At 70.1% G+C, this 24,790-nt stretch carries 23 protein-coding genes and 2 tRNA genes; 11 read left to right on the forward strand and 14 right to left on the reverse strand.

Features of this window, described 5'->3' with window-relative positions; translation table 11 throughout:
- Positions 1–392: 392 nt before the first annotated feature.
- On the reverse strand, positions 393–857 hold the full coding sequence (gene soxR, locus ACGFY5_RS05870; RefSeq protein WP_392717751.1) for a redox-sensitive transcriptional activator SoxR: 465 nt from the start codon (positions 855–857) through the stop codon (positions 393–395).
- A gap of 79 nt (positions 858–936) precedes the next feature.
- Between soxR and ACGFY5_RS05875 the strand changes: the two genes are divergently transcribed.
- Both ACGFY5_RS05875 and ACGFY5_RS05880 read left to right on the forward strand, forming a co-directional pair.
- Positions 937–1,629, forward strand: a complete 693-nt coding sequence (locus ACGFY5_RS05875; protein WP_392717753.1) for an SDR family NAD(P)-dependent oxidoreductase — start codon at positions 937–939, stop codon at positions 1,627–1,629.
- Positions 1,626–2,741, forward strand: coding sequence for an S-adenosylmethionine:tRNA ribosyltransferase-isomerase (locus ACGFY5_RS05880; protein ID WP_392717755.1), 1,116 nt, complete (start codon positions 1,626–1,628; stop codon positions 2,739–2,741). The genes ACGFY5_RS05875 and ACGFY5_RS05880 overlap by 4 nt, the downstream gene beginning before the upstream one ends.
- Here the strand turns inward: ACGFY5_RS05880 and ACGFY5_RS05885 are convergent.
- Positions 2,727–4,547, reverse strand: a complete 1,821-nt coding sequence (locus ACGFY5_RS05885) for a diguanylate cyclase domain-containing protein (RefSeq protein WP_392717757.1) — start codon at positions 4,545–4,547, stop codon at positions 2,727–2,729. The two genes, ACGFY5_RS05880 and ACGFY5_RS05885, sit on opposite strands and share 15 nt — an antisense overlap.
- A 131-nt stretch (positions 4,548–4,678) precedes the next feature.
- Positions 4,679–6,034, reverse strand: coding sequence for a hypothetical protein (locus ACGFY5_RS05890; protein ID WP_392717759.1), 1,356 nt, complete (start codon positions 6,032–6,034; stop codon positions 4,679–4,681).
- Positions 6,035–6,173: 139 nt separating this feature from the next.
- On the opposite strand from ACGFY5_RS05890, the gene ACGFY5_RS05895 reads away from it, so the two are divergent.
- Both ACGFY5_RS05895 and ACGFY5_RS05900 read left to right on the forward strand, forming a co-directional pair.
- Complete coding sequence (locus tag ACGFY5_RS05895; protein ID WP_392717761.1) at positions 6,174–6,992, forward strand: hypothetical protein; 819 nt, start codon at positions 6,174–6,176, stop codon at positions 6,990–6,992.
- Between the two features lie 247 nt (positions 6,993–7,239).
- Positions 7,240–8,583 carry a hypothetical protein gene (locus ACGFY5_RS05900; RefSeq protein WP_392717763.1) on the forward strand — a complete coding sequence of 448 codons (1,344 nt, stop codon included), beginning with the start codon at positions 7,240–7,242 and terminating at the stop codon, positions 8,581–8,583.
- A gap of 1,880 nt (positions 8,584–10,463) precedes the next feature.
- Here ACGFY5_RS05900 and ACGFY5_RS05905 read toward each other — a convergent pair.
- The 3 genes from ACGFY5_RS05905 to ACGFY5_RS05915 form a co-directional block, all read right to left on the reverse strand.
- Entirely contained in the window at positions 10,464–10,622 is a 159-nt protein-coding gene (locus tag ACGFY5_RS05905) for a hypothetical protein (protein WP_392717765.1), read from the reverse strand.
- 18 nt (positions 10,623–10,640) lie between these two features.
- Positions 10,641–11,582, reverse strand: a complete 942-nt coding sequence (locus tag ACGFY5_RS05910) for a hypothetical protein (protein WP_392717767.1) — start codon at positions 11,580–11,582, stop codon at positions 10,641–10,643.
- A gap of 81 nt (positions 11,583–11,663) precedes the next feature.
- Positions 11,664–11,978, reverse strand: coding sequence for a hypothetical protein (locus tag ACGFY5_RS05915; RefSeq protein WP_392717769.1), 315 nt, complete (start codon positions 11,976–11,978; stop codon positions 11,664–11,666).
- Between the two features lie 885 nt (positions 11,979–12,863).
- Here ACGFY5_RS05915 and ACGFY5_RS05920 point away from each other — a divergent pair.
- Positions 12,864–13,385 (forward strand): DUF4352 domain-containing protein, encoded by a 522-nt coding sequence (locus ACGFY5_RS05920; protein WP_392717771.1) that lies wholly within the window; start codon positions 12,864–12,866, stop codon positions 13,383–13,385.
- Here ACGFY5_RS05920 and ACGFY5_RS05925 read toward each other — a convergent pair.
- From ACGFY5_RS05925 to ACGFY5_RS05940, 4 genes are all read right to left on the reverse strand, one after another.
- Positions 13,382–13,699, reverse strand: coding sequence for a DMT family transporter (locus ACGFY5_RS05925; RefSeq protein ID WP_392717774.1), 318 nt, complete (start codon positions 13,697–13,699; stop codon positions 13,382–13,384). The genes ACGFY5_RS05920 and ACGFY5_RS05925 overlap by 4 nt on opposite strands.
- Position 13,700: 1 nt before the next feature.
- Positions 13,701–14,042: a DMT family transporter gene (locus tag ACGFY5_RS05930; protein WP_392717776.1), complete on the reverse strand. Its 342-nt coding sequence runs from the start codon at positions 14,040–14,042 to the stop codon at positions 13,701–13,703.
- On the reverse strand, positions 14,039–14,563 hold the full coding sequence (locus tag ACGFY5_RS05935; RefSeq protein ID WP_392717778.1) for a TetR/AcrR family transcriptional regulator: 525 nt from the start codon (positions 14,561–14,563) through the stop codon (positions 14,039–14,041). Before ACGFY5_RS05935 ends, ACGFY5_RS05930 begins: the two co-directional genes overlap by 4 nt.
- Before the next feature lie 93 nt (positions 14,564–14,656).
- Positions 14,657–14,729, reverse strand: a tRNA-Lys gene (locus tag ACGFY5_RS05940).
- A 178-nt stretch (positions 14,730–14,907) separates the two neighbouring features.
- Between ACGFY5_RS05940 and ACGFY5_RS05945 the strand changes: the two genes are divergently transcribed.
- Positions 14,908–16,128, forward strand: a complete 1,221-nt coding sequence (locus ACGFY5_RS05945) for an Ig-like domain-containing protein (RefSeq protein WP_392717780.1) — start codon at positions 14,908–14,910, stop codon at positions 16,126–16,128.
- Positions 16,129–16,171: 43 nt separating this feature from the next.
- Here the strand turns inward: ACGFY5_RS05945 and ACGFY5_RS05950 are convergent.
- Together ACGFY5_RS05950 and orn are read right to left on the reverse strand one after the other, a co-directional pair.
- Positions 16,172–16,244 (reverse strand) — tRNA-His (locus ACGFY5_RS05950).
- Positions 16,245–16,326: 82 nt separating this feature from the next.
- Complete coding sequence (orn, locus tag ACGFY5_RS05955) at positions 16,327–16,929, reverse strand: oligoribonuclease (protein ID WP_392717782.1); 603 nt, start codon at positions 16,927–16,929, stop codon at positions 16,327–16,329.
- 83 nt (positions 16,930–17,012) lie between these two features.
- Between orn and ACGFY5_RS05960 the strand changes: the two genes are divergently transcribed.
- Positions 17,013–18,776 (forward strand): glycoside hydrolase family 15 protein, encoded by a 1,764-nt coding sequence (locus tag ACGFY5_RS05960; protein WP_392717784.1) that lies wholly within the window; start codon positions 17,013–17,015, stop codon positions 18,774–18,776.
- Positions 18,777–18,830: 54 nt separating this feature from the next.
- Here ACGFY5_RS05960 and ACGFY5_RS05965 read toward each other — a convergent pair whose 3' ends face one another.
- Together ACGFY5_RS05965 and ACGFY5_RS05970 are read right to left on the reverse strand one after the other, a co-directional pair.
- Positions 18,831–19,238 (reverse strand): DUF2795 domain-containing protein, encoded by a 408-nt coding sequence (locus ACGFY5_RS05965; protein ID WP_392717786.1) that lies wholly within the window; start codon positions 19,236–19,238, stop codon positions 18,831–18,833.
- Positions 19,239–19,267: 29 nt separating this feature from the next.
- Positions 19,268–19,843, reverse strand: coding sequence for a flavin reductase family protein (locus ACGFY5_RS05970; RefSeq protein ID WP_392717788.1), 576 nt, complete (start codon positions 19,841–19,843; stop codon positions 19,268–19,270).
- A 176-nt stretch (positions 19,844–20,019) separates the two neighbouring features.
- Between ACGFY5_RS05970 and ACGFY5_RS05975 the strand changes: the two genes are divergently transcribed.
- The 4 genes from ACGFY5_RS05975 to ACGFY5_RS05990 all read left to right on the forward strand — a co-directional run bounded on the left by ACGFY5_RS05975 (position 20,020) and on the right by ACGFY5_RS05990 (position 24,772).
- Entirely contained in the window at positions 20,020–20,982 is a 963-nt protein-coding gene (locus ACGFY5_RS05975; protein ID WP_392717790.1) for an RNA polymerase sigma factor RpoD/SigA, read from the forward strand.
- A gap of 201 nt (positions 20,983–21,183) precedes the next feature.
- The gene (locus ACGFY5_RS05980; protein ID WP_392717792.1) at positions 21,184–21,432 is read left to right on the forward strand and encodes a DUF2630 family protein; all 249 of its coding nucleotides are present in this window, start codon (positions 21,184–21,186) and stop codon (positions 21,430–21,432) included.
- A gap of 104 nt (positions 21,433–21,536) precedes the next feature.
- Entirely contained in the window at positions 21,537–22,631 is a 1,095-nt protein-coding gene (locus ACGFY5_RS05985) for a glycerophosphodiester phosphodiesterase (protein WP_392717794.1), read from the forward strand.
- 125 nt (positions 22,632–22,756) lie between these two features.
- A complete protein-coding gene (locus ACGFY5_RS05990) occupies positions 22,757–24,772 on the forward strand; it encodes a SpoIIE family protein phosphatase (RefSeq protein ID WP_392717796.1) in 2,016 nt (671 codons plus the stop codon).
- Positions 24,773–24,790 lie beyond the last annotated feature (18 nt).

Here is a 24,790-nt window from a genome sequence, read left to right on the forward strand (position 1 = left end):
CGCCCGAAGGGGGCCGATGGGGTTGCGGCCCCGCTCTGGCACGCCGCGGGCAGGAGGGGGAAGGGCGGCCCCGCCATCTCTTGGCGGGGCCGCCCTTCGTACGTGCTCCACCCTCGGCGGCGGGGCCGCGCTCGCGCCTGCGGCCGCGCTCGCGCCTGCGGCGGGGCTCGCGCGTGCGGCCGTGCTCGCGCGTGCGGCCGTGCTCGCGCGTGCGGCCGTGCTCGCGCCTGCGGCCGTGCTTGTGCCTGCGGCCGTGCTTGTGCCTGCGGCCGTGCTTGTGCCTGCGGCCGTGCTTGTGCCTGCGGCGGGGCCGCGCTTGGGTTTGCGGGCGGGGCCGCGCTTGGGTTTGCGGTGGGGTCGTGCTTGGGGCGGGAGCCGGGCGTGGGACGGGGCTAGGCCTCGTCGCGGACCGGGTCTCGGAGTAGGCGGGGGAGATAGACGGCGCCTGGGCCGGCGCCGGCGGCGCGGTCGCCAGGGTTGGAGAGGCGGCAGCGCTGCAGGGAGAGGCAGCCGCAGCCGATGCACGAATCGAGCCCGTCACGCAGCGCCATCAGCGCGCTGATCTGCTCGTCGAGACGCGACCGCCATGCGCGCGAGAGCCGCGTCCAGTCCTGCCGGGTCGGCGTGCGCCCGGCAGGCAACGTCGCCAGCGCGTCCCGAACTTCTTCGAGGCTCAACCCGACGTGACGCGCGGCCCGGATGAATGCCAGCCGACGCAGCACCGACCGGTGGTACCGGCGCTGGTTACCGGTGGTGCGGGTGGCCTCGAGCAGCCCGACCCGCTCGTAGTAACGCAGGGCGGACGGCGCATGCCCACTGCGGTGCGAGACGTCGCCCATCGTGAGCAGATCGTTCATCCCTGCCTCCAATAGCTTGACTTGAAGTCAACTTCAGTTTTTACCGTACCGGCAGCGCACCTCGAAAAGGAGAAGAACAATGCCTCTCGGAGTGATCACCGGAGCCTCCCGCGGACTCGGCCGCGCCACGGCCCTCGCCCTCGCGGCCCGCGGCTGGGACCTCGTCGTCGACGCCAGGGATACCACCGCGCTCGACCGCGCGGTCGCGGAGTTCCGCAGCCGCGGCGGCCCGGGCACGCAGGTGCTGGCCGTGCCCGGCGACGTCGGCGAACCGTCGCACCGCGCGACCCTCGCCCGCGTCGCCCGCACGCTCGGCCCCGTGGACCTGCTGGTCAACAACGCGAGCCTGCTCGGCCCGATGCCGCCGCTCGCCGAGTACCCGCTGCACCGGCTGGCGTCGGTGCTCGCGGTGAACGTGCTCGCGCCGCTCGGCCTCACCCAGCTGCTCCTCGATTCGCTGGGCACTGTCGTCAACGTCAGCTCGGACGCCGCCGTGGAGGCGTACCCGCAGTGGGGCGGGTACGGCGCCAGTAAGGCCGCGCTGGACCAGCTGTCGGCGGTGCTCGCGGTGGAGCGGGCGGACCTGCGGGTCTACGCATTCGACCCGGGAGACATGCGGACCGCGATGCACCAGGAGGCGTTCCCGGGGGAGGACATCTCGGACCGGCCGGAGCCGGAGACCGTGGTGCCGGCATTGCTGAGGTTGGTGGAGGAGCGGCCGCCGAGTGGGCGGTACCGGGCGTCCGAGCTGTTGGCGGGGGTGGGGGCATGAGGTCTCCCCGTACGGTGTTCAGTCTGCCCACGGACGCCGACGCGCACGAACCGCCCGAGGCGCGCGGGTTGGCTCGGGACGAGGTCCGGTTGCTGGTGGCCGGGTCGTCCGGTCTGACGTCGACGCGGTTCGCCCGGCTCCCCGACTTCCTGGCGCCTGGCGACCTCGTCGTCGTCAACATCTCCGCGACGCTCCCCGCCGCGGTGGACGGCCACCGCCCGGACGACACTCCAGTGGTGGTCCACTTCTCCGCCCCGAGCGGCGCTGCCCCGAGCGGCGCTGGCCCGAGCGGCGCTGCCCCGAGCGGCGCTGGCCCGAGCGGCGCTGCCCCGAGCGGCGCGCGGTCGAGTTGGGTCGTGGAGATGCGGGTGACGGACGGATCCGGGCCCGTTCTGGATGGGGCTGTAGGCGAGCGGATCTCGGTGCCCGGGGGTGCCTGCCTCACCCTCCGCGCCCCGGCGGACCAGCGCGAATCCGGCGTCCGCCTCTGGCACGCCGACGTCGCCCTCGAAGGCCAGGTCGTGCCCTGGCTCAACCGGCACGGCCGCCCGATCACCTACGGCTACCTGCACGGACGCTGGCCACTCACCGACTACCAACCGGTGTTCGCCCGGGAACCAGGCAGCGCCGAGATGGCCAGCGCCGGTCGCCCGTTCACCGACCGCATGGTCACCGACCTGATCACCAGGGGCATCGGCGTGGCCCCGGTACTCCTGCACACCGGCGTCTCGTCGCAGGAATTCGGTGAAGGACCGCAGACCGAACGGTTCCGCGTGCCGGGCGCGACCGCACGCCTGGTGAACTCGGCGCGTAGCGCCGGCGGGCGGGTGGTAGCGGTAGGGACCACGGTGACCCGCGCACTCGAAAGCGCTGCCGACGACACGGGGCACGTCACCGCGGCCGAGGGCTGGACCGACCTCGTGATCGGCCCCGACCACCCGACCAGGGTGGTGAACGGACTCATCACGGGCTGGCACACCCCCGACGCCTCCCACCTGCTGCTCCTCGAGGCCGTCGCCGGCCCGGACCTCGTCCAGGCGGCCTACCGCGAGGCCGTCGCCGAGCACTACCGCTGGCACGAGTTCGGCGACAGCTGCCTACTGTTGCCCTGACACAGCACTGGCGGCTTCCCGCCGGGCCCGCTTCACCCGGTACATGGCCTGGTCGGCGACGCTGAGCAGCGACTCCGACCCCAGCGCGACGCCGATCCCGATCCCGACGCTGGCACTGACCGCGAGTTCGTCGCCGTCCGCCTTCACGGGCGCCCGGAGCAGCACCCGGAAGCGCTCGGCGACCCGCTCGGCGTCGACCGGGGACGCACCGGGCAGCACCACCGCGAACTCGTCCCCACCCAGGCGCGCCGGGGTGTCCCCGGGCCGTGTGCATTCCCGGAGACGCCCGGCGACGGCCACCAGCACGGCGTCCCCCGCCGGGTGCCCGTGCACGTCGTTGATCAGCTTGAAGTCGTCGAGATCGACGAGCAGCAGCGCGCACTGGCCGGACGCCCCGGCCTCCAACCGTTCGTTGAACAGCGTGCGGTTGGGCAGGCCGGTCAGCGGATCGTGGGTCGCCTCGTGCTGGAGCTGATCGCGGAACCGCCGCGCCTCCGTGACGTCCCTGGCGTTACACACCACCCCGCCGACGCCTGCGCCTTCCAGCAGGTTCGTGCAGGCGCCGTCCAGCCAACGCCAGTCGCCGTCCGCGTGCCGGTAGCGCGCCGAGATCGTCATCGTGCCGCCCTGCCGGGCACGCAACTTCGTGAACGCGGCGTCGGTGGCGTCCCGGTCGTCCGGATGCAGAAGGTCGACGAGTCGCAGACCGACCGCCTCGTCGACCGGTAGGCCGAGGACCTTCTTCACCGCGGGGCTGGCGAACGTCACGATCCCGTGGACGTCGACCACCAGCGTGATGTCGGTGGAGTGCTGCAGCAGCGACCGGTACCAGCGTTCGTTCTCGCCGAGGGCCGCCAGACTCTTGTCGAGGCGCTGGATCAGCGCCTCGTTGTCCGCGAACGCGTCAATCTGCCGGATCGAGACCAGGACGCTGATCACCAGCACCGCGAGCAGCACGCCCCAGGCCTTCACACCGGCGCTGCGGGGCAGCACGGCGACGAGGGTTCCGGCCGCGGCCAGCGTCGCCACGTAGGGCAGTTTGTTGTGTGCGCGCTGCACTTTCCGCCGTGGACCGGGGAGCCCGGTCGCGAACGTCAGCCCCTGGATGCGGAAGCCGGCGCCGATCAGCATGGCCGCGAGCACCTGGAGCGCCTGCGCGACACCGGCGTGTTCGTCCGTGCCGAGTGCGCTACTTGCAAAAATGCCAAAACCTTGAGTGACGGTGGACGCGATGCACGGCATCACGGCGATGCGGGTCATCGGCGCGGCGTCGGTATAGAGCAGTTTTGTCGCCGCGAACACGGCAACGAGCACGAGTGCGCCCGCGACCAGCCCGGACACGCGGTCGACGCCGGGCTCGGCGGCCAGCGCCCAGGCGAGGGCCGCGCCGCCGAGCAGGACGGTCGTGGCGTCCAGCCAGAACCGCAACCGTTCCCGGACGGTGCGCACGCTGGTCGGGTAGAACAGCACAACGGCAACGGCCGCGGTGACGCCCACCAGGAAGGATGCGGTCTGGATCGGCCCGCTGACCGCGACCTCAGGGCCTGCACGGGCGAACACGATGACGATCTGGCTGACGTCGCCGACCGCGAAGCAGAAGCCGGTGAACGTGATCGCGCGGTAGAACCGGCGCATCGGGCGGGGGAGGTCGGGCCGCCGCGCGATCCGGTACGCGAACGTGGCGAGGCCGGTGTCCAGCATCAGCTGCGCGATCCAGCTGACCTGGAGCGTGCGAGCCAGGTCGGCGCCGGCGACGAGCAGCCAGGTGATCACCGCGAGGGCGCCGCCGACGTAGACGAGCAGCACCGGGTCGCGGTACACCGCTACCCGACGCCCGTCCCGCCTTCTGCCCGGCACAACTGTTTATCGGTCACCCGGGCGGGAGCCTGACGCGAACGAGCGTCGCGTCGTTGTCCCGATGCGCACGCGCGGAGCCCTCAGCGGGACGCCTCCGCGGCGGTCTCCGCCTCCGCGGCGGTCTCCGCCTCCGCGACGGTCTCCGCCTCCGCGACGGTCTCCGCCTCCGCGACGGGGGAGGCACCCGCGACGGGGGAGGCGCCCGCGCCATCCGTGCCATCCGTGCCATCTGCGGCGCCCGCGGCATCTGCGGCATCTGCGGCATCTGCGGTGCTCGCGGCATCTGCGGTGCCTGCGGTGCTCGCGGCACCTGCGGCGTTCGGGGTGGCGGCGCTCGGGGTGGCGGCGCTCGGGGTGGCGGCGCTCGCGGTTGCGGCGCTCGCGGCGGCGGTGGCGGAGCGGCGGGCCTGGAGTAGCCACCACCAGCCGCTGAGGGCGGCGCCGAGGCTGAAGCCCAGGAGTGCGGTGGTGAGGAGCCGGGCGGCGAGCCCGGGCCACGGCACCGGCGGGACAGCGTGCGCGAATGTCTCGTAGTCGGGCAACCCGCCCAGCAGCGCGAGGCACGCCCCGGCGAACGCCAGCGCGAACGGCCCGGCGTCCGTACCGCGACTCGCAACCACCGCGGCGGCGAGCGCAGCCACCGACACCAGCAGCCCGACCCCCTGCCCCGTCAGCACACCGGTGACGACGCCGAACCCGGTGACCCCCTCGACGAGCGTGCGGCCGATCGCGTCGGCGAGCTCGGCCAGCGCGGCCACCCCCAGGGCTCCCGCCACGAGATGGCGCGCTGCCGGACGTCGACCGAAGAAGTAGGTGCAGGCGAACAGGGCTGCAGCCACGAGCACGACAGCAGCCCACCACAACGTGGGGGTCGGTGGTGGTTCGTAGTCGAGCGTGCCGCGGACCGTGGTCGGAACGCCGGCCACGACGAGCGCGGCGGTCCAGGACGCGACGCGACGCGCGGACGTGGGGTCGGCGCTGACGGCGGGGGGAGGGCTGGTGCTCATCCAGTGCGAGCGGTGGTCGTGCCAGCGCACGACCCGGTCGGAGCTGAGCTTCTGCCACTCCGGCGCGGCAGCGGTGTCGACGCGGGCGTTGGGCGGGACGGGACTCTTGCCGTCCGCGGTGGCGTTGATCCACGTCGCGGGGGAGCGGGTGTTGGTCCAAACGCCGTCCGACGTGATCTTGAGGTACGGCTCGCCGGAGTAACCGCGGATCTCGACGTCCCGGTCGGTGTTGCTGCGCAACTCGAGCCGCACGCCGTTCTCGATGACGCTCAGCGTGACCTCGTCGGTCGACGGGGTGACCGAGGTGATCGCGGTGCGGTAGTCGGTGGCCTCGGGCTTGGCGTCGGCGCCGTGTGCCTGCGCCGGTGTCGCGGTGCCCAGGAGCAGCGCGGCCACGACCGAGAGCAGGGTGACGAGGGGTCGCTGCATGACCCCAGCATATCTGCGCTGTTCAGAGCCCTCTTTCGCGATTTGAAGAAAGGCGCTGAACCACCTGCCGCGCATTTCCGTGTGATGGGCGTGGGCAAACTCCGAAGCTCATCCGGGTGCGCCGGACTCAGGAGAAGCAATGCGAGTAAAAGGTCGGTCAGGTTGGACCTTGGGCGTGGCGATCGGTGGAACCGCGCTTGCGCTGACCGGAGCGGCTTTGGTAGGGACGTCGAACGCCAGCGAAGAGGCTTCAACCGCCTCCAGCGCTGACGTCGGTACGATCACCTGCCCAGACGTCGAAAGCAAGTTGCCCGCTGTTCCGGCTTCGGCCCGGGCTGAAGTCGACCGCAATCTGGAGCTGTTGAAGACCCAGATTTCGGAAGCCCAGAACAGGCTCGAAAGCACCGTCGGTCAGGGCGGCGCGAACTTCGTCCAGAACGCGATCCTCGGCCCGCTGGCGGACAAGCGGAAAGCGACGATCGACCGGATCGAAATTTCGATCGGACGCACTGCGGCCCGGCCGGATCTCGGCGCGGATGCTTTGTCGGTGTGTTCCGTGGGAGACGAGGCGGCCGCACCTTCGGCTGACCCGGCGAACGAGCCGCCCGTCGCCGAGACTTCCTCGCCACCTGCAACTGGTGAGGAGAACGGGGAGGATCCTGCTGGTCAGCAGATCTCCTGCCCGGATGTGGAAAGTCAGCTGCCGGCGGTCCCGGCTCAGGCACAGGCGGAGGTGGAACGCAATCTGGCGTTGCTCGATACGCAGATCAATGAAGCCGAAAACCGACTTGTTACGTCCGCAGGAGAAGGAGGCGCGAACTTCGTTCAGAACGCCATCCTCGGTCCGCTCGCTGACAAGCGAGTAGCTACCATCAACCGAATGCAAACCGCGATCGGCCGGAACGCGCCGCGTCCGAACCTGGACGTCGAGTCGTTGTCGGTCTGTTCACTCGCCTGAATCTGGTAGTGCGGTTGCGCGGTCTGTGGCGGTCCGCGTAATCGGAATCCCGGTCACCGGGTTCAGGCTTTCTGGGAGCACCGCTGGTCACCCCGCCGGCGGTGCTCCCTATTTTTGTGTCCATTTTCGTGGTTCTGATGACCCAAGAACTGTTAATCCTCATTGCTGAACCTCTGGTGGAATAGCGGCGTTCTTTTCTTTCGTGGGCGCAAGAGGCCCTTCCGGGTGCATCTATAGGGAGAGCGGAATGCGAAAACGAGCAGGACGGTCGCGGTGGGCCATCGGCGCCGCAGTCGGAGGAACCGCGATCGCGCTGACAGCAGCGGCGATGGTCGGAGTTTCTGCGGCGAGCACGGATTCGAATGCGGATCCCGCGGCCGCCAGCGCGGACCAGATCGTCTGTCCGGAGGTCGCGAACGAGCTGACCGCGGTTCCCTCTGCGGCGAAGGACGAAGTAGCGCAGAACGTGGTGCTGCTGGAGATGCAGATCGCCGAGGCGCAGGCGCGTCTCGAGTCGTCGGTCGGTGAGGGCGGTGCGAACTTCGTCCAGAACGCGATCCTCGGCCCGTTGGCGGACAAGCGCCAGGCGACGATCCAGCGGATCGAGACCGCGATCGGGCGGCAGGGCGACCGGCCGGACCTGAACGCGGAAGAGTTGGCGACGTGCGCGGTGCAGGGGGCGGATGCTTCCGAGGCTCCGACAGCGGATCCGGCCAACGATCCGGCGGCTGACGCCGCTGCCGCTGATGACGCTGCGGCTGCAGACGACGCTGCGGCTGCAGACGACGCTGCGGCGGATGACGCGGCTGCGGCTGACAACGGGAAGGGCAAACACGGGAAGAAGGGCAAGGACGCTGCGGCGGCGGAGGACGCTGCGGCTGCGGAGGACGCTGCTGCGGCCGAAGATGCTGCTGCGGCCGAAGATGCTGCTGCGGACGACGCGGCTGCGGCAGATGACGCGGCTGCGGCGGACGCTGCGGCTGCTGACGGTGGCGCGATCCAGTGCGGCGTTGCCGCGGACTACGTCGACGCTGCTGACGTCGAAGCTGCTGACGCTCCCGAAGAGGCGGCGGACGCTGTCGACGAGGCCAAGGACGAGATCGCCGCGAAGGAAGCGGCGGCAGAGAAAGAACTCGCCAAGGCCAAGCACCGCAGCAAGAAGTTCGTCGCCGAGCACATCCTCAACCCGCTGGAAGTTCAGCGTACGGGACTGCTCGCCCGAATGGGCCTGGCCGTCGACAAGTACCAGGACGCCGCGGTGAAGGAAGGCGCCGAGGCTGACGCTGCGGCAGAGGTCGCCGACGCCGCCAAGGGCAAGGACGCAGACGCTGCGGACGCGGACGCTGCGGCTGACGCTGCTGCGGCCGATGACGCTGCCGCCGCGGACGCTGCTGACGCTGCTGCTGCTGCTGCCGACGACGCTGCGGCGGCGGACGCTGCCGCTGGCGACGATGCTGCTGCCGCTGACGACGCTGCGGCAGATGACGCCGCCGCTGCGGACGACGCCGCTGCCGCCGATGACGCTGCGAACCAGGCGCTGGAGGACGCCCTCGAGCTGATCATCGCCGCTGCAGGTTGCACCATTGCCTGAGTGAGGTCGCGCTCCCCGGATCCCTGCCCGAGTCGGATGGGCAACGTCGGGTAGGGATGCTCGGAGCCGCCGGGGAGGCGATCGGAACGCGCGGTCTGTGGCGGCCCGCGCGTTACCGATCCCGGTAACCCATTCAGGTCGCTGAGGGCGCACCGCCGGCCGGGGAAGCCGGCGGTGCGCCCCATTCCCATGTCCACTCCGCTCCGCGTCCGCGTCCGCGTCCGCGCTTCCCGCGCTTCCCGCGCTTCCCGCGCTTCCCGCGCCGAACGAACAGGCACCGCGCCGGAAAAGCACCGCACCGCGCCGGATGCGCGGCCCGCACAGCGCCGCACCACGTACGCGCTTCGTTGCACAGGGCGCCGTGCCGCAAAGCGCCAAGGCCGTGTGGCGCCTCGCCTCAGCACGGCGTCCGTCCACGGATAGTGGCTGGACTCGACTCGGACTTCAGTCCGCGCACGTGCGCCGCAAGGCTCCTCGTCCGACGGCATCAGGTTTTCGGCCCTACGACGGGTTCCCGGCCCTACGACGGCCCGTCGTAGGGCCACAAACCCGTCGTAAGCCCAACAACTCGTCGTGAGTCACACGCCGCGGAGCGCCCGCACTATCGGGCCCCCGTGCGGCCCGCCGCGGCCCTGGGCCATGGCGGCATTCGGACCGCCCATGACGCTATTCGCCCCGCCTCACGACGCTGACCGCCCTGCGCACGGGCGACACCGCCCCGCCCCCGCGCACGGGCAACCAACCTGCCCCCGCGACCGGGCGACACCGCCCCGCCGCGCACGGGCGACACCGCCCCGCCCGGGCAACCGTCCAACCCGCGCCAGGGCAACACCGCCCCCACCCCATGTCCGGCAACCGCCTCACCCGGCTCCTGAGCGACCCGCCCCGTCCTGCGCACGGGGGCAGCTCACCGTCCTGCGGACGCGGCAACAGCTCACCGTCCTGCGCACGGGGGCAACACGTCCCTGCGTCGAGTCGATACCGCCCCGCTTCGGGCCCGCGCGACGCCCTGGCGGGGGAGGCTCGCGCTAAGTGGCGAGGCCGCGCTCGGCGCGGGTGGGTGGTCGCCTCAAATGCCGAAACGGGGGCGGAGATATCTCCGCCCCCGCTTGGGGATTGTTCGAGGCGCGACCCCGCCGGTTCCGGGCGGACGGGGCCGCGCGAAATGAATATTGGCCCGTCGACACCCGCGGTTCTCATACATCGCGGAGTACGAGTTATTCGCAGCGGCGTCTAGACGCGTTCGGCAGTGTGCGTGGCGTCGCTTGTGGACAATAGGCTAAATGTCGAGAGTGGTCAGAGGCGCGAATGTGATCGCGATCACGTAGCGTTGCCTGCGGGTATTTCGGTGGTCGAGACACCACCGTCACGCTCACCCGTTCGGCGGGGGTGGCCCGGCACCGTTGGGCGGATCATCGCCCCGCGGCGACGCAAACCGGCTCTGTGGGGCTGCTGTGACGAAGAGTGGTGCTTAGCGTCAAAGCATGCGTTCTTCCGAGCCGGCTTCTGAGTGGATCCACGCCTCGCGGCTCGATTCGCGCGCCGACGAGGACAAGACGATCGCGCTGCGGAGCTTCGATCCGGTCGATGAGCCGACGCGCGTGGTGCGGGCGGTGGATGGTGACGCTCCGTGGCCCGACGACGGGTTCATTCCTCGCGAGCACGTTGCCTCTAAGCACGCCGGTTCGGATTACTCGGGTGACCGCGAACGCTCCGGTGGCGAAATCGTGCCGTGGGTGGGCGGAAGTCAATATCGCCAGGGAATTAGCCGGGACGCTGTTCTCCGAGTCGATTCCGAGCGCGATCCGTGTGATCGTGACGGCGACGAGCACGACATCGACCATGGAGATCCCGGATTCCCGGGCATGCCCGGCCGGTCTTCACGCGAGGACGCGAACCACGCTGACGTCGGCCCCGCTCGCGCCGAGTGGTTCTTCCCGGACCGGTACGACCGCAACGATCTCCACGCCTCCGACCAAGCCTTCGCGCCCCGCGACGACCGTGCCGAGGACGCGCCGGCCCGCGACGAAAGCTCTCACGAGCGCCCTAGACACGACCTAGGCCGCCACAACCGCAATCCCCACGCCGGCCGCGCCCACGACGCCCACGGCGGCCGCGCCCACGACGCCCGCAACCGCGACGGCTACGACGGCCGCGCCCTCGTCGGCCGTGACCGCGGCGGCCATGACGGCCGCGCCTACGGCGGCTATGACGGCCATGATCATGACGGCCATGACCACGGCGTCCATGACGGCCGCGACGACGGCGGCCATGACGGCCGTGACCGCGACGGCCGTGACCGCGACGGGCTCGACGGCCTTGACCAAAATTCCTACGACGATCGTGACCGCGACGGCCATGGCAGCCACGATCGGAATGCCAACAACGGTCATGACCGGCATGCCTATAACAGCCGTGACCGGGACGACCACGATGGCCGTGACCACGGCGGCTACGACGATCATGACCAGGATGTCTACGCGGGTCGTGAGCGCGCCGGCTTCGATGGTCGTGACCGGGATGTCTATGACGGCCGTGACCGCGACGGTGGTGACCGCGTCGGCTTCGACGGTGCTGACCGTGGTGTCTACGACGGTCGTGGCCACGACAGCCGCAGCGGTCGCGGTGGCCATGGCCGCTACGGCGACCGCGATGGCGGCGGCGACCGCGATTGGCACGCGGACGCGCGTGACGGCCGTGGCGACCGCGTTCGCGATGTCTACGGCGGTGGGCGAGGTCGCAGTGGTTATGGCCGCGGCGCGGATGGGTTCGAGTTCGATGGCCGCGGTGGCGATGACTACGACGCCGATGGGGGCGGTCGCGGGAGGTATGCCCTCCTCGGGGACAGCGGCCGGGACGCCGGCGACCGGGGCGCCAGCGACCGCGACGCCAGCGACCGCGATGACTACGACCACGACGTACGCGGCCATGATGTAGGCGGCCACGACGGTCGTGGCTGGGATGCCCGCGATCACGACGCCGGTCACCAGGACGGTCACGATTACGACTTCCGCGACCAATTCCGTGGCGGGCGCGGTGGTGAGGAATACGCCTATGAGGACGGTTGTGGTGATCCCGGGTTAGGCGGACTTGAGCTCGGCGGCCGCTATCGGGGCGACCGTGAGTGGAGTGGGCACGCCCGCGATGGATTCGCCTCTGGTGGTGCCGGCGACGATCGCGACCCGAGCGGGTTCGACTTGGGCGATCGTTACCGCGATAGCTACGACCGCGATGACGACGGCGACCGCTCCGGCGGGACCGGGCGTGCGGGCCACGACAGCGCGGGCCACGACAGCGCGGGCCACGACAGTGCGGCCCACGACAGTGCGGCCCACGACAGCGCGGGCCACGGCAGCGCGGGCCACGGCAGCGCGGCCCACGGCAGCGCGGCCCACGGCAGCGCGGGAGTCGATCGGGATAGGCCCTCGGGCTTGGTTGGGCGCGTAGCGGTGCCGGGTGCTCGCGGCGTGGTGGCTTTGCCTGCTGGGCCGCGTCCGGGCGAGGACGTCGCGCGGGCGGAGATTGTTGGACCTGTTTCGTGGAGCGCTGGTGCGCCCACGGGGCGGGTGGAGGTAGGCGGAGCGCCGGCAGGGTGGGTGGAGGGGTCCCTGCCTGCCGGCGGATCGCATCTGCCGCTGCCTGCCGTGCATCCGGGTGGCCCGGAGTGGCCTGCTGGGAGTTCGGATCACTCGAGACCACATGACCGCTCCGACGCTTCCGAGCGGCCGATAGCTCCCGATGACGGCCAGGGACGGCCGCTGGCGCGCTTTGACGTAGCGCCACTTCCGGCGCCGATGAGCGGCCTGGCGGCCTCGGGAAGTGCCCGGGTGCGGTCGATGGACGTTCCCGCGCAGCCGATAGCGCGCTTCGACGCCCCAGCGCTCCCCTCGGCGCCCACGAGCGGCTCACCGCGCCCGGGAAGCACCCCGGAGCGCCTAGCGAACACGGTGAGCCCCCCGGAGCGCTTAGCGAATACGGTGAGCCCCCCGGAGCGCCTAGCGAACGCAATGAACGGCCCGGCGCAGCCGGTAGATGCGGCCACTGGCTACACACGGCCAGCGAACACGGTGAGCGGCCCGGCGCGCCCGGTACGCGCCTCAGTGCCTCCAGCGAACACGGTGAGCGGCCCGGCGCGGCCGGCGAACGGGATGAGCGGCCCGGGGCGGGCGGTGGATGTGGGGAGTGGGCTTGCTAACGGCTCGGCGCGACCCCCGAGCGCGGTGACGCGGCCGGGGAGTGCGGCGCGGGCGCCCGGGGCGGCTAAAGCTCGCCCCGGCAAAGTGCTCGGCATCGCCGCCGCCCTCCTCCTCGGCGCCGCCGCGACCACCTGGTACGTCGTCGGCGACGCCGACGGCCGGGACACCGACGCTTCCCCCGTCGCTGTCGAGCGTCCGTTCAAGCCCACCGCAACCGCTGCGGCGGGGCAGCCGGTCACGGACGGCGCGCTCCAATACGTCATCAACAGCATTGAATGTGGGCGGAGCACCACCGGTGACGGCGGGCCGACCGCCGAGGGGCAGTTCTGTCTGGTGACGGTCGAGGCTACGAACGTCGGGAGCGAACCGCGGACGTTCGACGCGTCCTACCAGTGGGCGGTCGACGGCGCCGGTGAGCGCCACCCTGCGGACACCACCGCGAGCCTGTACGCCAACCAGAACGGCGAGACGTTCCTCCGCGACCTCGTGCCGGGTGCGGAGGTCAGCGGAGTGCTCGTCTTCGACGTGCCCGAGGGGCAGACGATCGTTTCGGTGGAGCTGCACGAGTCGCCCGACTCCACCGGCGCGGCCGTCGCCGCCCGTTAGGTCGCGCCGAGCTCGACCAGGAGTACGCCGGTCGCGATGAGCGCGATGCCGCCGAGCATCACCTTCGTGAGCGGCTCCTTGAACAGGATTCTCGAGGCGACGGCAGCCAGCGCGACACCGCTGGCGGTCCAGATGCCGTAGCCGACGCTGAGGTGGAGGCCGCGATCGAGCGCCAGCGACAACCCCGCGAACGCGCCGACGTAGCCGGCGACCACGGCGACGTACCACGCCCGCCGACCCACCGACGCCATCCGCAGCGCGAGCGTACCGCCGAGCTCCGACACGATCGCCGCGGCGAGGAGTACGTACTGCATGTCAGCCCTCGTGCTTCGTGCGTGCCGCCTGCGAGCCCAGTTCGACGAGGAGCACGCCGGCGATGATCACCGCGATGCCCAGGCCCATCAGAAGGGTCAGCGGCTCGCCGTAGATGAGCGCGGACAGGATCGCTGTGCACACGACGCCGAGCGCACCCCAGATGCCGTACGCGACCCCGAGCCCCACCCCTCGACGGAGGACGGCCGCCAGCAGCACCAACGACGCCAGGTAACCGGTGACGACTACGACGTACAACACCGGGTGGTCCAGGGCAGCCTTCAGGGCCATCGTCGCGGTGACCTCGCTGGCGATAGCCCCACCGAGTAACAGCCACTTCGTCATAGGAGCTCGAGCGCTGCGGCTAGTACGGCGGGTCGCTCGTCGGCGTCCAGCGGGAGGACGTCGGTGGCGTCGGCGAACCAGCAGCCGTCGGCGATGAAGCGGATCGCATGCAGGCGGGCGCGCTGTTCGGCGGGGAGGTCGCGTGGCACGTCGATCCAGACGCGGAGCCGCTCGGCCCAGCGGACGATCATTCGCTCGCGCAGCTTGGGATCGCTGAGCATGACGAGGTCGGCGGCGTCGTGGTCGGAGTTGAGCGACCACCGCAGGTATGCGACGAGCCGCTCGGTCGGCCCTACCGCACCGCCGGGCAGGAGCGCGATGAGCTGCTGTTCGTGGCCGTCGATGAGGTGGTCGATCATCCCGGCGACGAGTGCTTCCTTGGTGGGGAAGTGGTACATCAGCCCGGGTTTGCTCAGGCCCGCGGCCCGAGCGGCGGACTCGAGCGACACCGCCCCGCCGTCCCGGAGGACTCCGAGCGCGCTGTCCAGCGCCGCCTCGCGCTGTGAGGGTCGAGTCTTCACCCCAGTAACCATACCGACCGGACGGTAAAGTAACGACTTCACAAAAAGGGCGCGAGGCCAATTTCGCCTCGCGCCCGATGTGCGGAAGAAGAGTGCGCCAACAGGGACTTGAACCCCGAACCCGCTGATTAAGAGTCAGCTGCTCTGCCTATTGAGCTATTGGCGCCCGTCAGCCCCGGGAAGGTTGACCACCCCGGGCGACGACACAACGATAGCAGCCCGCTGCGCCAGGCTCGAAATCGGTAAGCACCCCCGGCCCTGAACCAAAGGCTTCACCCGCTCGTAGGGGTTGACAACATCATGTACAGGTGATTCACAGTGTTGTGTAGGTGTACAGCACGACGATGAGCGGGGTGACGATGCGGGCAGTCCGCACATCGAGGGTCAAGCAGGTCGGCGTCGCGGTCCTCGCGCTTGGCCTGCTGGCGGCGTGCAGCACCGGGCAGGAAGTGGCCACCGGCAAGTTCAGCCCGGCGGCGAACGCGATCAAGAGCCCGCCGAAGCCCGCGACCACGCTGACGCTCTCGAAGCCGGCGAACAAGGCCACGAAGGTGCTCACCAGTTCCGTGCTCACGTTCGCCACGAACGGCACGTTGGAGACCGTCTCGCTCACCGGCCCCGACGGCAAACCGGTCCCCGGCAACGTCGCGAGCGACAAGAAAACGTGGGTCCCCGCGAAACAGCTCGCCTACAGCACCACGTACAAACTCACGGCCACGGCCTCCCAAAACGGCCGAAAAGCCACTACCAAGAGCACTTTCTCGACGATGGGCAAGCCTGGTTCCATCACCGGCGCGGATCTCTACGTGAACGACGGTGACACGGTGGGCATCGGCCTGCCGATCGTCGTCGAGTTCACGAACAGCATCCCGAAGTCGCAACGCGCAGCGGTGGAACGCAGGTTGTTCGTCACCAGCACCCCCGCCGTCGAAGGCTCCTGGCACTGGTTCGGCGCCAGCGAGATCCACTACCGCCCGCGCGCGTACTGGCCCACCGGAACGAAGGTGAGCGTCCGGCTCGCGATCGGTGGCCTGCCGATGGGCAAGGGCAACTACGGCAAGCGCGACCGGTTCGCGACGTTCACCGTCGGTCGCGCGGTCACCAGCAAGGTCGTCAACAAAGACAAGACGATGTACGTCTACAAGGACGGCAAGCTGATCCGGAAGTTTCCGATCAGCCTCGGCAAGCGGAGCACGCCGACGTCGTCCGGCAAGATGGTCGCGATGGAGAAGGCGTACGAGAAGACGTTCGACTCCGGCACGTTCGGCCTCCCGGCGGATTCACCCGGCGGTTACCGGCAGAAGGTGTACTACGACGTGCGTTTCACCTGGGGCGGTGAGTTCGTGCACGCGGCGCCGTGGTCGGTGGGCTCACAGGGCAGCACGAACGTCTCGCACGGATGTGTCAATGCGTCCACGGGCAACGCGAGCTGGTTCTACGAGCAGACGCTCAAGGGCGACCCGATCGAGGTCGTCGGCACCGAGGCCCACGTGCAAAAAGGCAACGGCTGGACCGACTGGGAAATGACCTGGGCGCAGTACAAGGCCGGTAGCGCGATCAAGTGACACGCAAAGGGCCGGTCCGAAAGGACCGGCCCTTTTGCATCGGGGTGACTGATGGGATTTGAACCCACGACACCCGGGACCACAACCCGGTGCTCTGCCAACTGAGCTACAGCCACCATGCGCGCGTTTCCTACCCGCGCGGCTCACTCATCATAGCGGTCCCGTGTGGCCACCCTCGACCTCGGGATCGGATGTACGTCACTTCAGGTCGGGCAGCCCTGCCGCGATCGCCCGGGCCTGCTCGACGTCCGGGCCGGGTGGGGCGACGAAGATCGCCTGCCGGTAGTACTGGAGCTCCCGGATGCTCTCCTTGATGTCGGCGAGCGCCCGGTGCGCGAGGCCCTTCGCCGGCTGCCCGAAGTACACCCGCGGGTACCAGCGGCGGCACAGCTCCTTGATCGAGGAGACGTCGACCATCCGGTAGTGCAGGTAGTTGTCCAGCGTCGGCATGTCCCGCGCGAGGAAACCGCGGTCGGTGGCGATCGAGTTGCCGCAGAGCGGCGCGGCCTTGGCGTCCTTGACGTGCTCGCGCACATAGGCGAGCACCAGCTCCTCGGCCTCGGCCAGCGTCACCGTCGACGCCCGCACCTCGTCGGTGAGACCCGACTTCGCGTGCATCTCCCGCACGACGTCCAGCATCCCGTCCAGCGTGGCGTCGGGCGCGTGGATCACCACGTCGACGCCCTCACCCAGGATGTTCAGGTCGGAGTCGGTGACGAGCGCGGCAACCTCGATCAGGGCGTCGTGCCCCAGTTCCAGCCCGGTCATCTCGCAGTCGACCCACACCAAACGCTCAGTCACGCACGGCAGCCTATCGACCTCGATGTCCAACCGTGTCGAGCGCTCCCGTTTTCCCGGATCTCGAACCAGGGCATGGTTGCAGGATGAGCGGCAGAATTGAGGACTACGCGGTCATCGGCGACCTGCACACGGCGGCACTGGTCGGTGCCGACGGCTCGATCGACTGGCTGTGCCTGCCCCGTTTCGACTCCGCCGCGTGCTTCGCGAAGCTGCTCGGCGACGAGGAGAACGGCCACTGGCAGATCTCCCCGGTCGACGAAGCCGTCTGCACGAGCCGGAGGTATCGCGAGGACACCCTCATCCTGGAGACGATCTGGGAGACCCCGGGCGGCAAGGTCCGCGTCATCGACCTGATGCCGCCCCGCGACGACGCCGTCGACGTCGTCCGTGTCGTCGAAGGGCTCGAAGGGCAGGTCGCGATGCGCAGCGTCCTACGGCTGCGGTTCGACTACGGGCGAATCGTCCCCTGGGTACGGCACATCAACGGTGAGTTCGCCGCCGTCGCCGGCCCGGACGCGGTATGGCTGCGCAGCAGCGTTCCGCTGCACGGCGAGAACCTCTCGACGGTGGGCGAGTTCACGGTCTCACCCGGCGAGTACGTCCCGTTCGTGCTCACCTGGCGCGAGTCGTGGCAACAGAACGACCGCGATGTCGACGCCATCGAGCAGGTGAACAACACCGAGGCGTACTGGCGCGGATGGATCCAGCAGTGCCGGTACGAAGGGCGCTGGGCGGACGCGGTCAAGCGGTCGCTGATCACGCTCAAAGCGCTGACCTACGACCCCACCGGCGGCATCGTCGCGGCGGCCACCACGTCGCTGCCGGAGCAGATCGGCGGACCCCGCAACTGGGACTACCGCTACTGCTGGCTGCGCGACGCGTCGTTCACGCTCCAGGCGTTGGTGTCCAACGGCTTCGAGCTCGAGGCGATCGCCTGGCGCGACTGGCTGCTGCGTGCGGTCGCCGGTGACCCCGCCGACCTGCAGATCATGTACTCGATCAAAGGCCGCCGCCGGATCGACGAGTGGGACGTGCCGTGGCTGGAGGGCTACGAGAAGTCGGCGCCGGTGCGCATCGGCAATGCGGCGAGCGAACAGCTCCAGCTCGACGTCATCGGTGAAGTTCTCGACGGCCTGCACTTCACCCGCGAGGCGGGCATCACCGCGAGCGAGGAGGCCTGGAGCCTGCAGAAGCGGCTGATCAAGCACCTGGAGACCACCTGGCGGGAGCCGGACAACGGCCTCTGGGAGGTCCGCGGCGAACGGCAGCACTTCGTGCACTCGAAGGTGCTGTGCTGGGTGGCGTTCGACCGGATGGTGAAGACCGCGGAGAAGTTCGGCCAGGACGGTGACGTCGACCGCTGGCGCTCGACCCGCGACACCATCCACGCCGAAGTCTGCGCGCGTGGCTACGACCGCACCCGCAACTCGTTCACCCAGTACTACGGCTCCGCCGGTCTGGACGCCTCGCTGCTGCTCATTCCGCGCCTGGGCTTCCTACCGCCGGACGACCCACGGGTGATCGGCACTGTCGAAGCCGTCCAGCGGGAGCTGGTGGCCGACGGATTCGTGCTGCGGTACCGCCCGGAACAGGAGTCGGTCGACGGGCTCCCCGGCCAGGAGGGGGCGTTCCTGGCGTGCAGCTTCTGGCTCGCCGACGCGCTCTACCTGATCGGCCGGAAGGACGAGGCCGTCGAGCTGGTCGATCGGCTGGTGAACCTCGCCAGCGACACCGGCCTGCTGGCCGAGGAGTACGACCCGATCGCCCAGCGCCACCTCGGCAACACGCCCCAGGCGTTCAGCCACGTGGCGCTGGTGAACTCGGCCGTACTCCTCGGAGGTGGCTAGGCCCTGTTTCAAAGGCCAGCAGCCCGCCGGGGGCCTGAACCTTTGAAACAGGGCCTAGAAGCGCTGCTCTTCGTGGCCCAGGCCCAGGGCCTGCGCGATCGACCCGGCGTTCTCGAACTCCTGGTCGGCGGGCAGGTCCCGGACGACCGTCACCAGACGCGTCGGGGCGTTGTTCTCGACCAGGCGGTCGATGATCTGGTCGCGGTAGGCCGGGTAGACGGCCCGCCCGAGGTAGGAGGCGAGTTCCGAGCGTTCGGCGACGCCCTCCGGCGTGAGCCCCTCGGGGATACCGCCGGTCAGCGTGGCGTCGGGCGCCAAGTCGGCCTCGGGCTGGTCCTCACCGGGCGCTTCCGGATCGAGCCACTCCTCGGCCCGCCCCGAGCGACCGCCCTGGACGAGGGCACGCGTCTCGCGGGCCATCGCCTCGTCCTGCCGTGGTCCGTGTTTGTCGCTGCGTTCCATGCGCCAGCAGTTACCCGGCGACCCGCAACTCAATCACGCGGGGTGAGGTTCCGATACGCGCGGTCATACCTGACCAGCGGATCCTTCGCGCCGGTCGACGCGCCGACCACCGAGCCGGTCACCAGGAGGTGATCGCCCACCTCCTGCGCGGAGACCGTGACGCATTCGAGCGTGGCGCCGGCCCGATCGAGGAGCAGCGCTCCGGTGAACGCACCGCGGTGGTGCTCTTCAGAAGCCAACAGCAACCGCGCACTCGGACGCCCGGCCGCGGAGAACCGTCCCGCGAGCGCGGCCTGTCCGGAGCCCAGTACGGAGAGCCCCCAGTGCCCGCGCCGCTGCAGAACCTCGGCCAGGTAACCCGAAAGATCCACCGCGATTGCGACGATCGGCGGGAACAACGAGACCGGCATGAACGCTGTGAGAGTAGCGGCGAGATCGTCGGCGGGGTCGTCAAAGTCCTCGTCGGGGTCGACACCGTAGGCGCCGGGCGGTGCTCCCTCGGGAGGTTTGCCGTCACGGATGCTGAGCACCACGACACCGGTTGCGAACCGGCCAAGTGCAGATTTGACCTGGTCAGGCGTGATTTGGGGCGAGGCGTTCGTCACAGAGCCGTCCAGAAGCTCACCCGAGCAGGTTACCCGGCCGATCCGGGGGCATTCCCTGACGGATGGCTGCTGGGGCGCGACGTTGCGCGGATCACCCAACGAAACCGGAATCTCCGTCGGGTGAACGCCGTTGAGGGTTACGTACGTGTGAGGCACAAAGAGGGATTGGGGAGACGATGACGACGGACGTTGTGGAGCCGACTACCCGGGTCGTTGAGGTGGACGACTCAGCGGTGCCGGACCGCGACCTCGTCGGCACCTACCTGCACGAGATCAGCCGCACCCCGCTGCTGAACGCCGAGCAGGAGGTGGAGCTGGCGAAGCAGGTCGAGGCCGGCCTCCTCGCCGAGCACTGGCTCGACGAAGGAACCTTCCCCGAATACATCACGCGTTCAGAGCTTACCCGGCTCGTGGCGGAAGGCCGCCGGGCGAAGGACGCGTTCATTCTGGCCAACCTTCGGCTGGTGGTTTCGATCGCGCGGCGCTACACCCGCTCCGCGATGCCGCTGCTCGACCTCGTGCAGGAGGGCAACTCCGGCTTGGTCCGAGCGGTGGAGAAGTTCGACTACCAGCGCGGATACAAGTTCTCCACCTACGCCACCTGGTGGATCCGGCAGGCGATCAGCCGAGCCATCGCGCAGCAGGCCCGTACGGTCCGGCTTCCCGTCCACCTCGTGGAGGAGATCAACCGGATGCGTAACGTCCGGCGTGACCTCACCCGTGAGCTGGGACGCGAGCCGGAGATCCCGGAGCTCGCCAAGTCGTTGGACATCGAGCCGTCGCGTGTCGAAGAGCTGATTCGCTGGGCGCGGGAGACCGTGTCGCTCGACACTCCGGTCGGTGAGGACGGCGAGACCTCGCTGTCCGACCTGGTCGCTGACGGCGACGAGCCGTCGCCGGAGGACGTCGTGATCGCGGCGATCCAGCGGGACGGGCTCGGCCAGATGATCGAGCGGCTCGACCCGCGGTCGGCCCGGATCGTCCGTGCCCGCTACGGGCTCGAGGACGGTCGGCAGCAGTCGCTCACCGAGATCGCCGGCACGCTGGGCCTCTCGCGCGAGCGGGTGCGCCAGCTCGAGAACGCGGCGCTCCACCAGCTCCGCGAACTAGCCGCCTCAGAAGGCGTAGTCGCCGCCTGAGTGGGCGGCCCGCCGAGAACGACGCTGCCGAGCGGGCGGCAGGACTTGAGTATCACTTATACGCGGCGTCCTGCCGCCCGATCGGCAGCGTCGCCCTCGGCGGGCTCCAGGTTCAAGCCAAGCCCCCGGCCTATTTGGGCCGGGGGCTTCGTCGTGTTCGGCGCAGTACGGTCGGGTCCAACGCTTTCTAGGAGGACTTCAGTGACGTCGGAGAAGCAGATCATTGGGCGGGTCGACGAGCTCGTCGCGGAAGAGCACTCGTTGCGGCAGAAGCTCGCCGCGGGCGAGCTCACCGCAGCCGAGGAGCACGAGCGGCTCAAGCAGGTCGAGGAAGAGCTCGACCAGTGCTGGGACCTGCTGCGTCAGCGCCGGGCCAAGCGCGAGTTCGGCCAGAGCGAGGACGACGCGGCGGCGCGCCCGGTCAGCGAGGTCGAGTCATACCTGCAGTAATCCTTCACATCCCATTCAGTCACGTTTCAACTGAAATCTGACTGACTCCGCTGGGCTGCTCGGGGCGAGGCGACAACCACGTCGCCCCGCCTCGAGGAGGAGTTATGCGGAGTGTCCGTTTACCACTCGCTCTGACCCTGGTCACCGCCTTCATCGCCGCAGCACCGGCCACGGCCTCGGCCGCCCCGACGTTCCCCGCTGCGCAGCCGGCGGCCGCCTCGGCCCTGCCGGCGCGGGCGGCCAAGCATGCGGCGCCGGAAGTGATCGGCCACCGCGGAGCGAGCGGCTACCGCCCCGAGCACACGCTCGCCAGCTACCAGCTCGCGATCGAGCAGGGCGCCGACTACGTCGAGCCCGACCTGGTGAGCACGAAGGACCACGTACTCGTGGCGCGCCACGAGAACGAGATCAGCGGCACCACCGACGTGTCGAAGCACCCCGAGTTCGCCGACCGCAAGACCACGAAGACGATCGACGGCACCGCGGTCACCGGCTGGTTCACCGAGGACTTCACGCTCAAGGAGCTCAAGACGCTCCGCGCGATCGAGCGCCTCCCCGCCGTGCGCCCGGACAACACCGCCTACGACGGCAAGTTCGAGATCCCGACGCTGCAGGAAGTAATCGCGCTGGTGAAGCGTCAGCACCGCACGGTCGGGATCTACCCGGAGACCAAGCACCCCAGCTACTTCCGCTCGATCGGCCTGCCGCTCGAGGAGCCGCTGGTGAAGATCCTCAAGCGGGCGCATCCGCGGAAGGTGATCATCCAGTCGTTCGAGGTCGGCAACCTCCGCGAGCTCAACAAAATGATCGACGTCCCGCTGGCGCAGCTCGTCGACGCGACCGCCAAGCCGGCCGACGACCCGCGTACGCCCCAGGACCTGGTCTCCCCGGCCGGGCTGAAGGACATCAGCACCTACGCGGACGGCGTCGGGCTGAACACCGCCCTGGTGATCCCCGCGAGCGGGAAGCCGACCACCGTGGTCGCCGACGCGCACAAGCAGGGCTTGATCGTCCACGTGTGGACCGTCCGGGCCGAGAACCAGTTCCTGCCGGCCGCGTTCCAGGACGGCACCGACCCGAACGCCCACGGTGACGTCGAAGGCTGGCTCGAGCTGCTGCTCGCGCAGAAGATCGACGGCTTCTTCACCGACTTCCCCGACATCGGCCGCGCCGCGGTGGACGGCAAGCGCGCCGCCTGACCGTTCTGCGAGCGGCTGGCTGCCCGGCTGGGGACCGCCTCACCAGGCGGATCGGGTGTGACGACCGCATACTGGGGATACCAGCAGGACGTCACCCGCTCGCACGTCAGGAGGAGAACGCACCGATGAGTCCCCCGGAGCCTGCGGGGTACTCCGTGCTTCTCGGGCGGTTGGAACTCGCTCTCGACGCGTCCGGCATCGGCTCGTTCGACTGGCACCTGGCCACCCACGAGCTGATCTGGGACGACCGGCTGTGTCGCCTGTTCGGCGTCGACCCGGCCACGTTCGACCGCCGCATCGAGTCCTTCTACGAGGGCCTGCACCCCGCCGACCGCAACCGGGTCCGGGAGCTGATCGGGCGTGCGATCGACGAGGTGGGCGAGTACTCCGCCGAGTACCGCGTGATCCGCCCGGACGGCACGACCCGCTGGGTCGAAGCCCGCGGGCGCGTGTTCGCCGACGCGGACGGGCAGCCCGAGCGTCTGATCGGCGTCGCCGCGGATTTCACCGACCGCCACGACAACTGGCGCCGCGAACAGGACGCCGTCCGCGCGGAGTGGGAGCGCGCGGCGCTGATCACCGCTGTCACCCGCGCTCTGGCGGAGGCGCTGACGCTCAAGGACGTCACCCAGGTCCTGACCGGCACGATGCGCGGCGCGATCGGTGCGTCCGCGCTGGGCGTCGTCCTGATGGAGAGCGACCGCCTGCGGGTGATCGACGCCGTCGGGTACGACCCGCAGGTCGTCGCGGACTTCGACGGCGTCGGCCTGACCGACCCGCGCCCGCTGGCCGAGGCCGTGCGTACCCGCTCGCCGCTCTTCGCCGGCGACGCCGACACGTTCGCCGCGCGCTGGCCGGACGCCGCCGAGGTGGACGGCGCGGCCTGGGCGTACCTGCCGATGGTCGCCGGTGGGCGCCCGGTCGGTGGCTTCGCGGTGCGCTGGGACAAACCACAGCCGTTCACGTCCGACGACCGGACGCTGCTCGTCGCGCTCGGCGGCCTGGCCGCGCAGTCCTTCGAGCGGGCCCGCCTCTACGACGCCGAACACGAGCTCGTCGCCGGTCTGCAGCGCGTGATGCTGCCGCGCCGCACCGACGGCATCCCCGGTGTGTCCACCGCGTGCCGCTACCTGCCCAGCACCGACGGCCTCCAGGTCGGCGGCGACTGGTACGACGTCATCGCGCTGCCGTCGGGCCAGGTCGGCCTGGTGGTCGGCGACGTCGAGGGGCACACGGCGCACGCTGCGGCGGTGATGGGCCAGCTCCGGATCGGCGTCCGCGCGTACGCCGCCGAGGGGCACCGCCCCGAGGAAGTGATGGCCCGGACGAACCGGCTGCTGGTCGAGCTGGAGACCCGCCTGCTCGCGACGTGCTGCTACGTCGCGCTCGACCCGGTCACCGGCGACGGTGTCGTGGTGCGGGCCGGGCATCCGCCGCCCATCGTCGTCCGTGCCGACGGAGCGGTCGAAATCGTCGAAGCCGCCGGTGGGCTGATCCTCGGGGTGCAGGACGCCGAGTACCGGACCGTGCGCGTCCACGTCGGGCCGGGCGACGCGTTGGTGCTGGTCACCGACGGCCTGGTCGAGACGCCGGGGCGGACGATCGACGACGGGCTCGCGGCGGTCGCCGAGCGGGCCGCCGTCGGTGCCGGTGACAACGCCGAACGTCTCGCCGACCGTATCGTCGAGCCGGTCGGTCCGGCCGGGCACCGCCTCGACGACGTGGCCGTCGTCGTCGCCCGCCGTGATCTGGGTGACGAGAGTCGCATCGACGAGGCGCGGCACCCGATCGCCCGCGGTGCGCAGGGGGCGATCGGCCGGTCCCGTGCGTTCGTCTCCCGCACGCTCGGCAGGTGGGGCATCGACGAGAGCGTCGTCGAGCCGGCGGTGCTGTGCACGTCCGAGCTGGTCACGAACGCGATCCGGCACGGCGAGGGCCTGGTGGAGCTGGCGTTGGTGCGCTACCCCGACCGCGTCCGCCTGGTCGTCGAGGACGACTCGCCGCGGCCACCGCGGGTCGTGAAAGCGCCGGCGACCAGCACCGGCGGCCGCGGCCTCGACGTCGTCGACAGGCTGTCCGCCGCGTGGGGCTCGGAGGCGCGGGGCACCGGCAAGATCGTGTGGGCAGAATTCACGACGTGACGCGGCCTCCCGGCCCCG

Origin of the sequence: Cryptosporangium sp. NPDC048952, from assembly GCF_043197895.1 — a bacterium.
Taxonomy (GTDB): domain Bacteria; phylum Actinomycetota; class Actinomycetes; order Mycobacteriales; family Cryptosporangiaceae; genus Cryptosporangium.

Excerpts from the sequence above, each read along its gene's own strand:
- ACGFY5_RS05925 (WP_392717774.1), bottom strand. The coding sequence starts at position 13,699 with ATGCAGTACGTACTCCTCGCCGCGGCGATCGTGTCGGAGCTCGGCGGT.
- ACGFY5_RS05895 (WP_392717761.1), top strand. The coding sequence starts at position 6,174 with ATGCGAGTAAAAGGTCGGTCAGGTTGGACCTTGGGCGTGGCGATCGGT.
- ACGFY5_RS05930 (WP_392717776.1), bottom strand. The coding sequence starts at position 14,042 with ATGACGAAGTGGCTGTTACTCGGTGGGGCTATCGCCAGCGAGGTCACC.
- soxR (WP_392717751.1), bottom strand. The coding sequence starts at position 857 with ATGAACGATCTGCTCACGATGGGCGACGTCTCGCACCGCAGTGGGCAT.
- ACGFY5_RS05975 (WP_392717790.1), top strand. The coding sequence starts at position 20,020 with ATGACGACGGACGTTGTGGAGCCGACTACCCGGGTCGTTGAGGTGGAC.
- ACGFY5_RS05945 (WP_392717780.1), top strand. The coding sequence starts at position 14,908 with ATGAGCGGGGTGACGATGCGGGCAGTCCGCACATCGAGGGTCAAGCAG.
- ACGFY5_RS05990 (WP_392717796.1), top strand. The coding sequence starts at position 22,757 with ATGAGTCCCCCGGAGCCTGCGGGGTACTCCGTGCTTCTCGGGCGGTTG.
- ACGFY5_RS05875 (WP_392717753.1), top strand. The coding sequence starts at position 937 with ATGCCTCTCGGAGTGATCACCGGAGCCTCCCGCGGACTCGGCCGCGCC.
- ACGFY5_RS05900 (WP_392717763.1), top strand. The coding sequence starts at position 7,240 with ATGCGAAAACGAGCAGGACGGTCGCGGTGGGCCATCGGCGCCGCAGTC.
- ACGFY5_RS05890 (WP_392717759.1), bottom strand. The coding sequence starts at position 6,034 with ATGCAGCGACCCCTCGTCACCCTGCTCTCGGTCGTGGCCGCGCTGCTC.
- ACGFY5_RS05880 (WP_392717755.1), top strand. The coding sequence starts at position 1,626 with ATGAGGTCTCCCCGTACGGTGTTCAGTCTGCCCACGGACGCCGACGCG.
- ACGFY5_RS05960 (WP_392717784.1), top strand. The coding sequence starts at position 17,013 with ATGAGCGGCAGAATTGAGGACTACGCGGTCATCGGCGACCTGCACACG.
- ACGFY5_RS05985 (WP_392717794.1), top strand. The coding sequence starts at position 21,537 with ATGCGGAGTGTCCGTTTACCACTCGCTCTGACCCTGGTCACCGCCTTC.
- ACGFY5_RS05965 (WP_392717786.1), bottom strand. The coding sequence starts at position 19,238 with ATGGAACGCAGCGACAAACACGGACCACGGCAGGACGAGGCGATGGCC.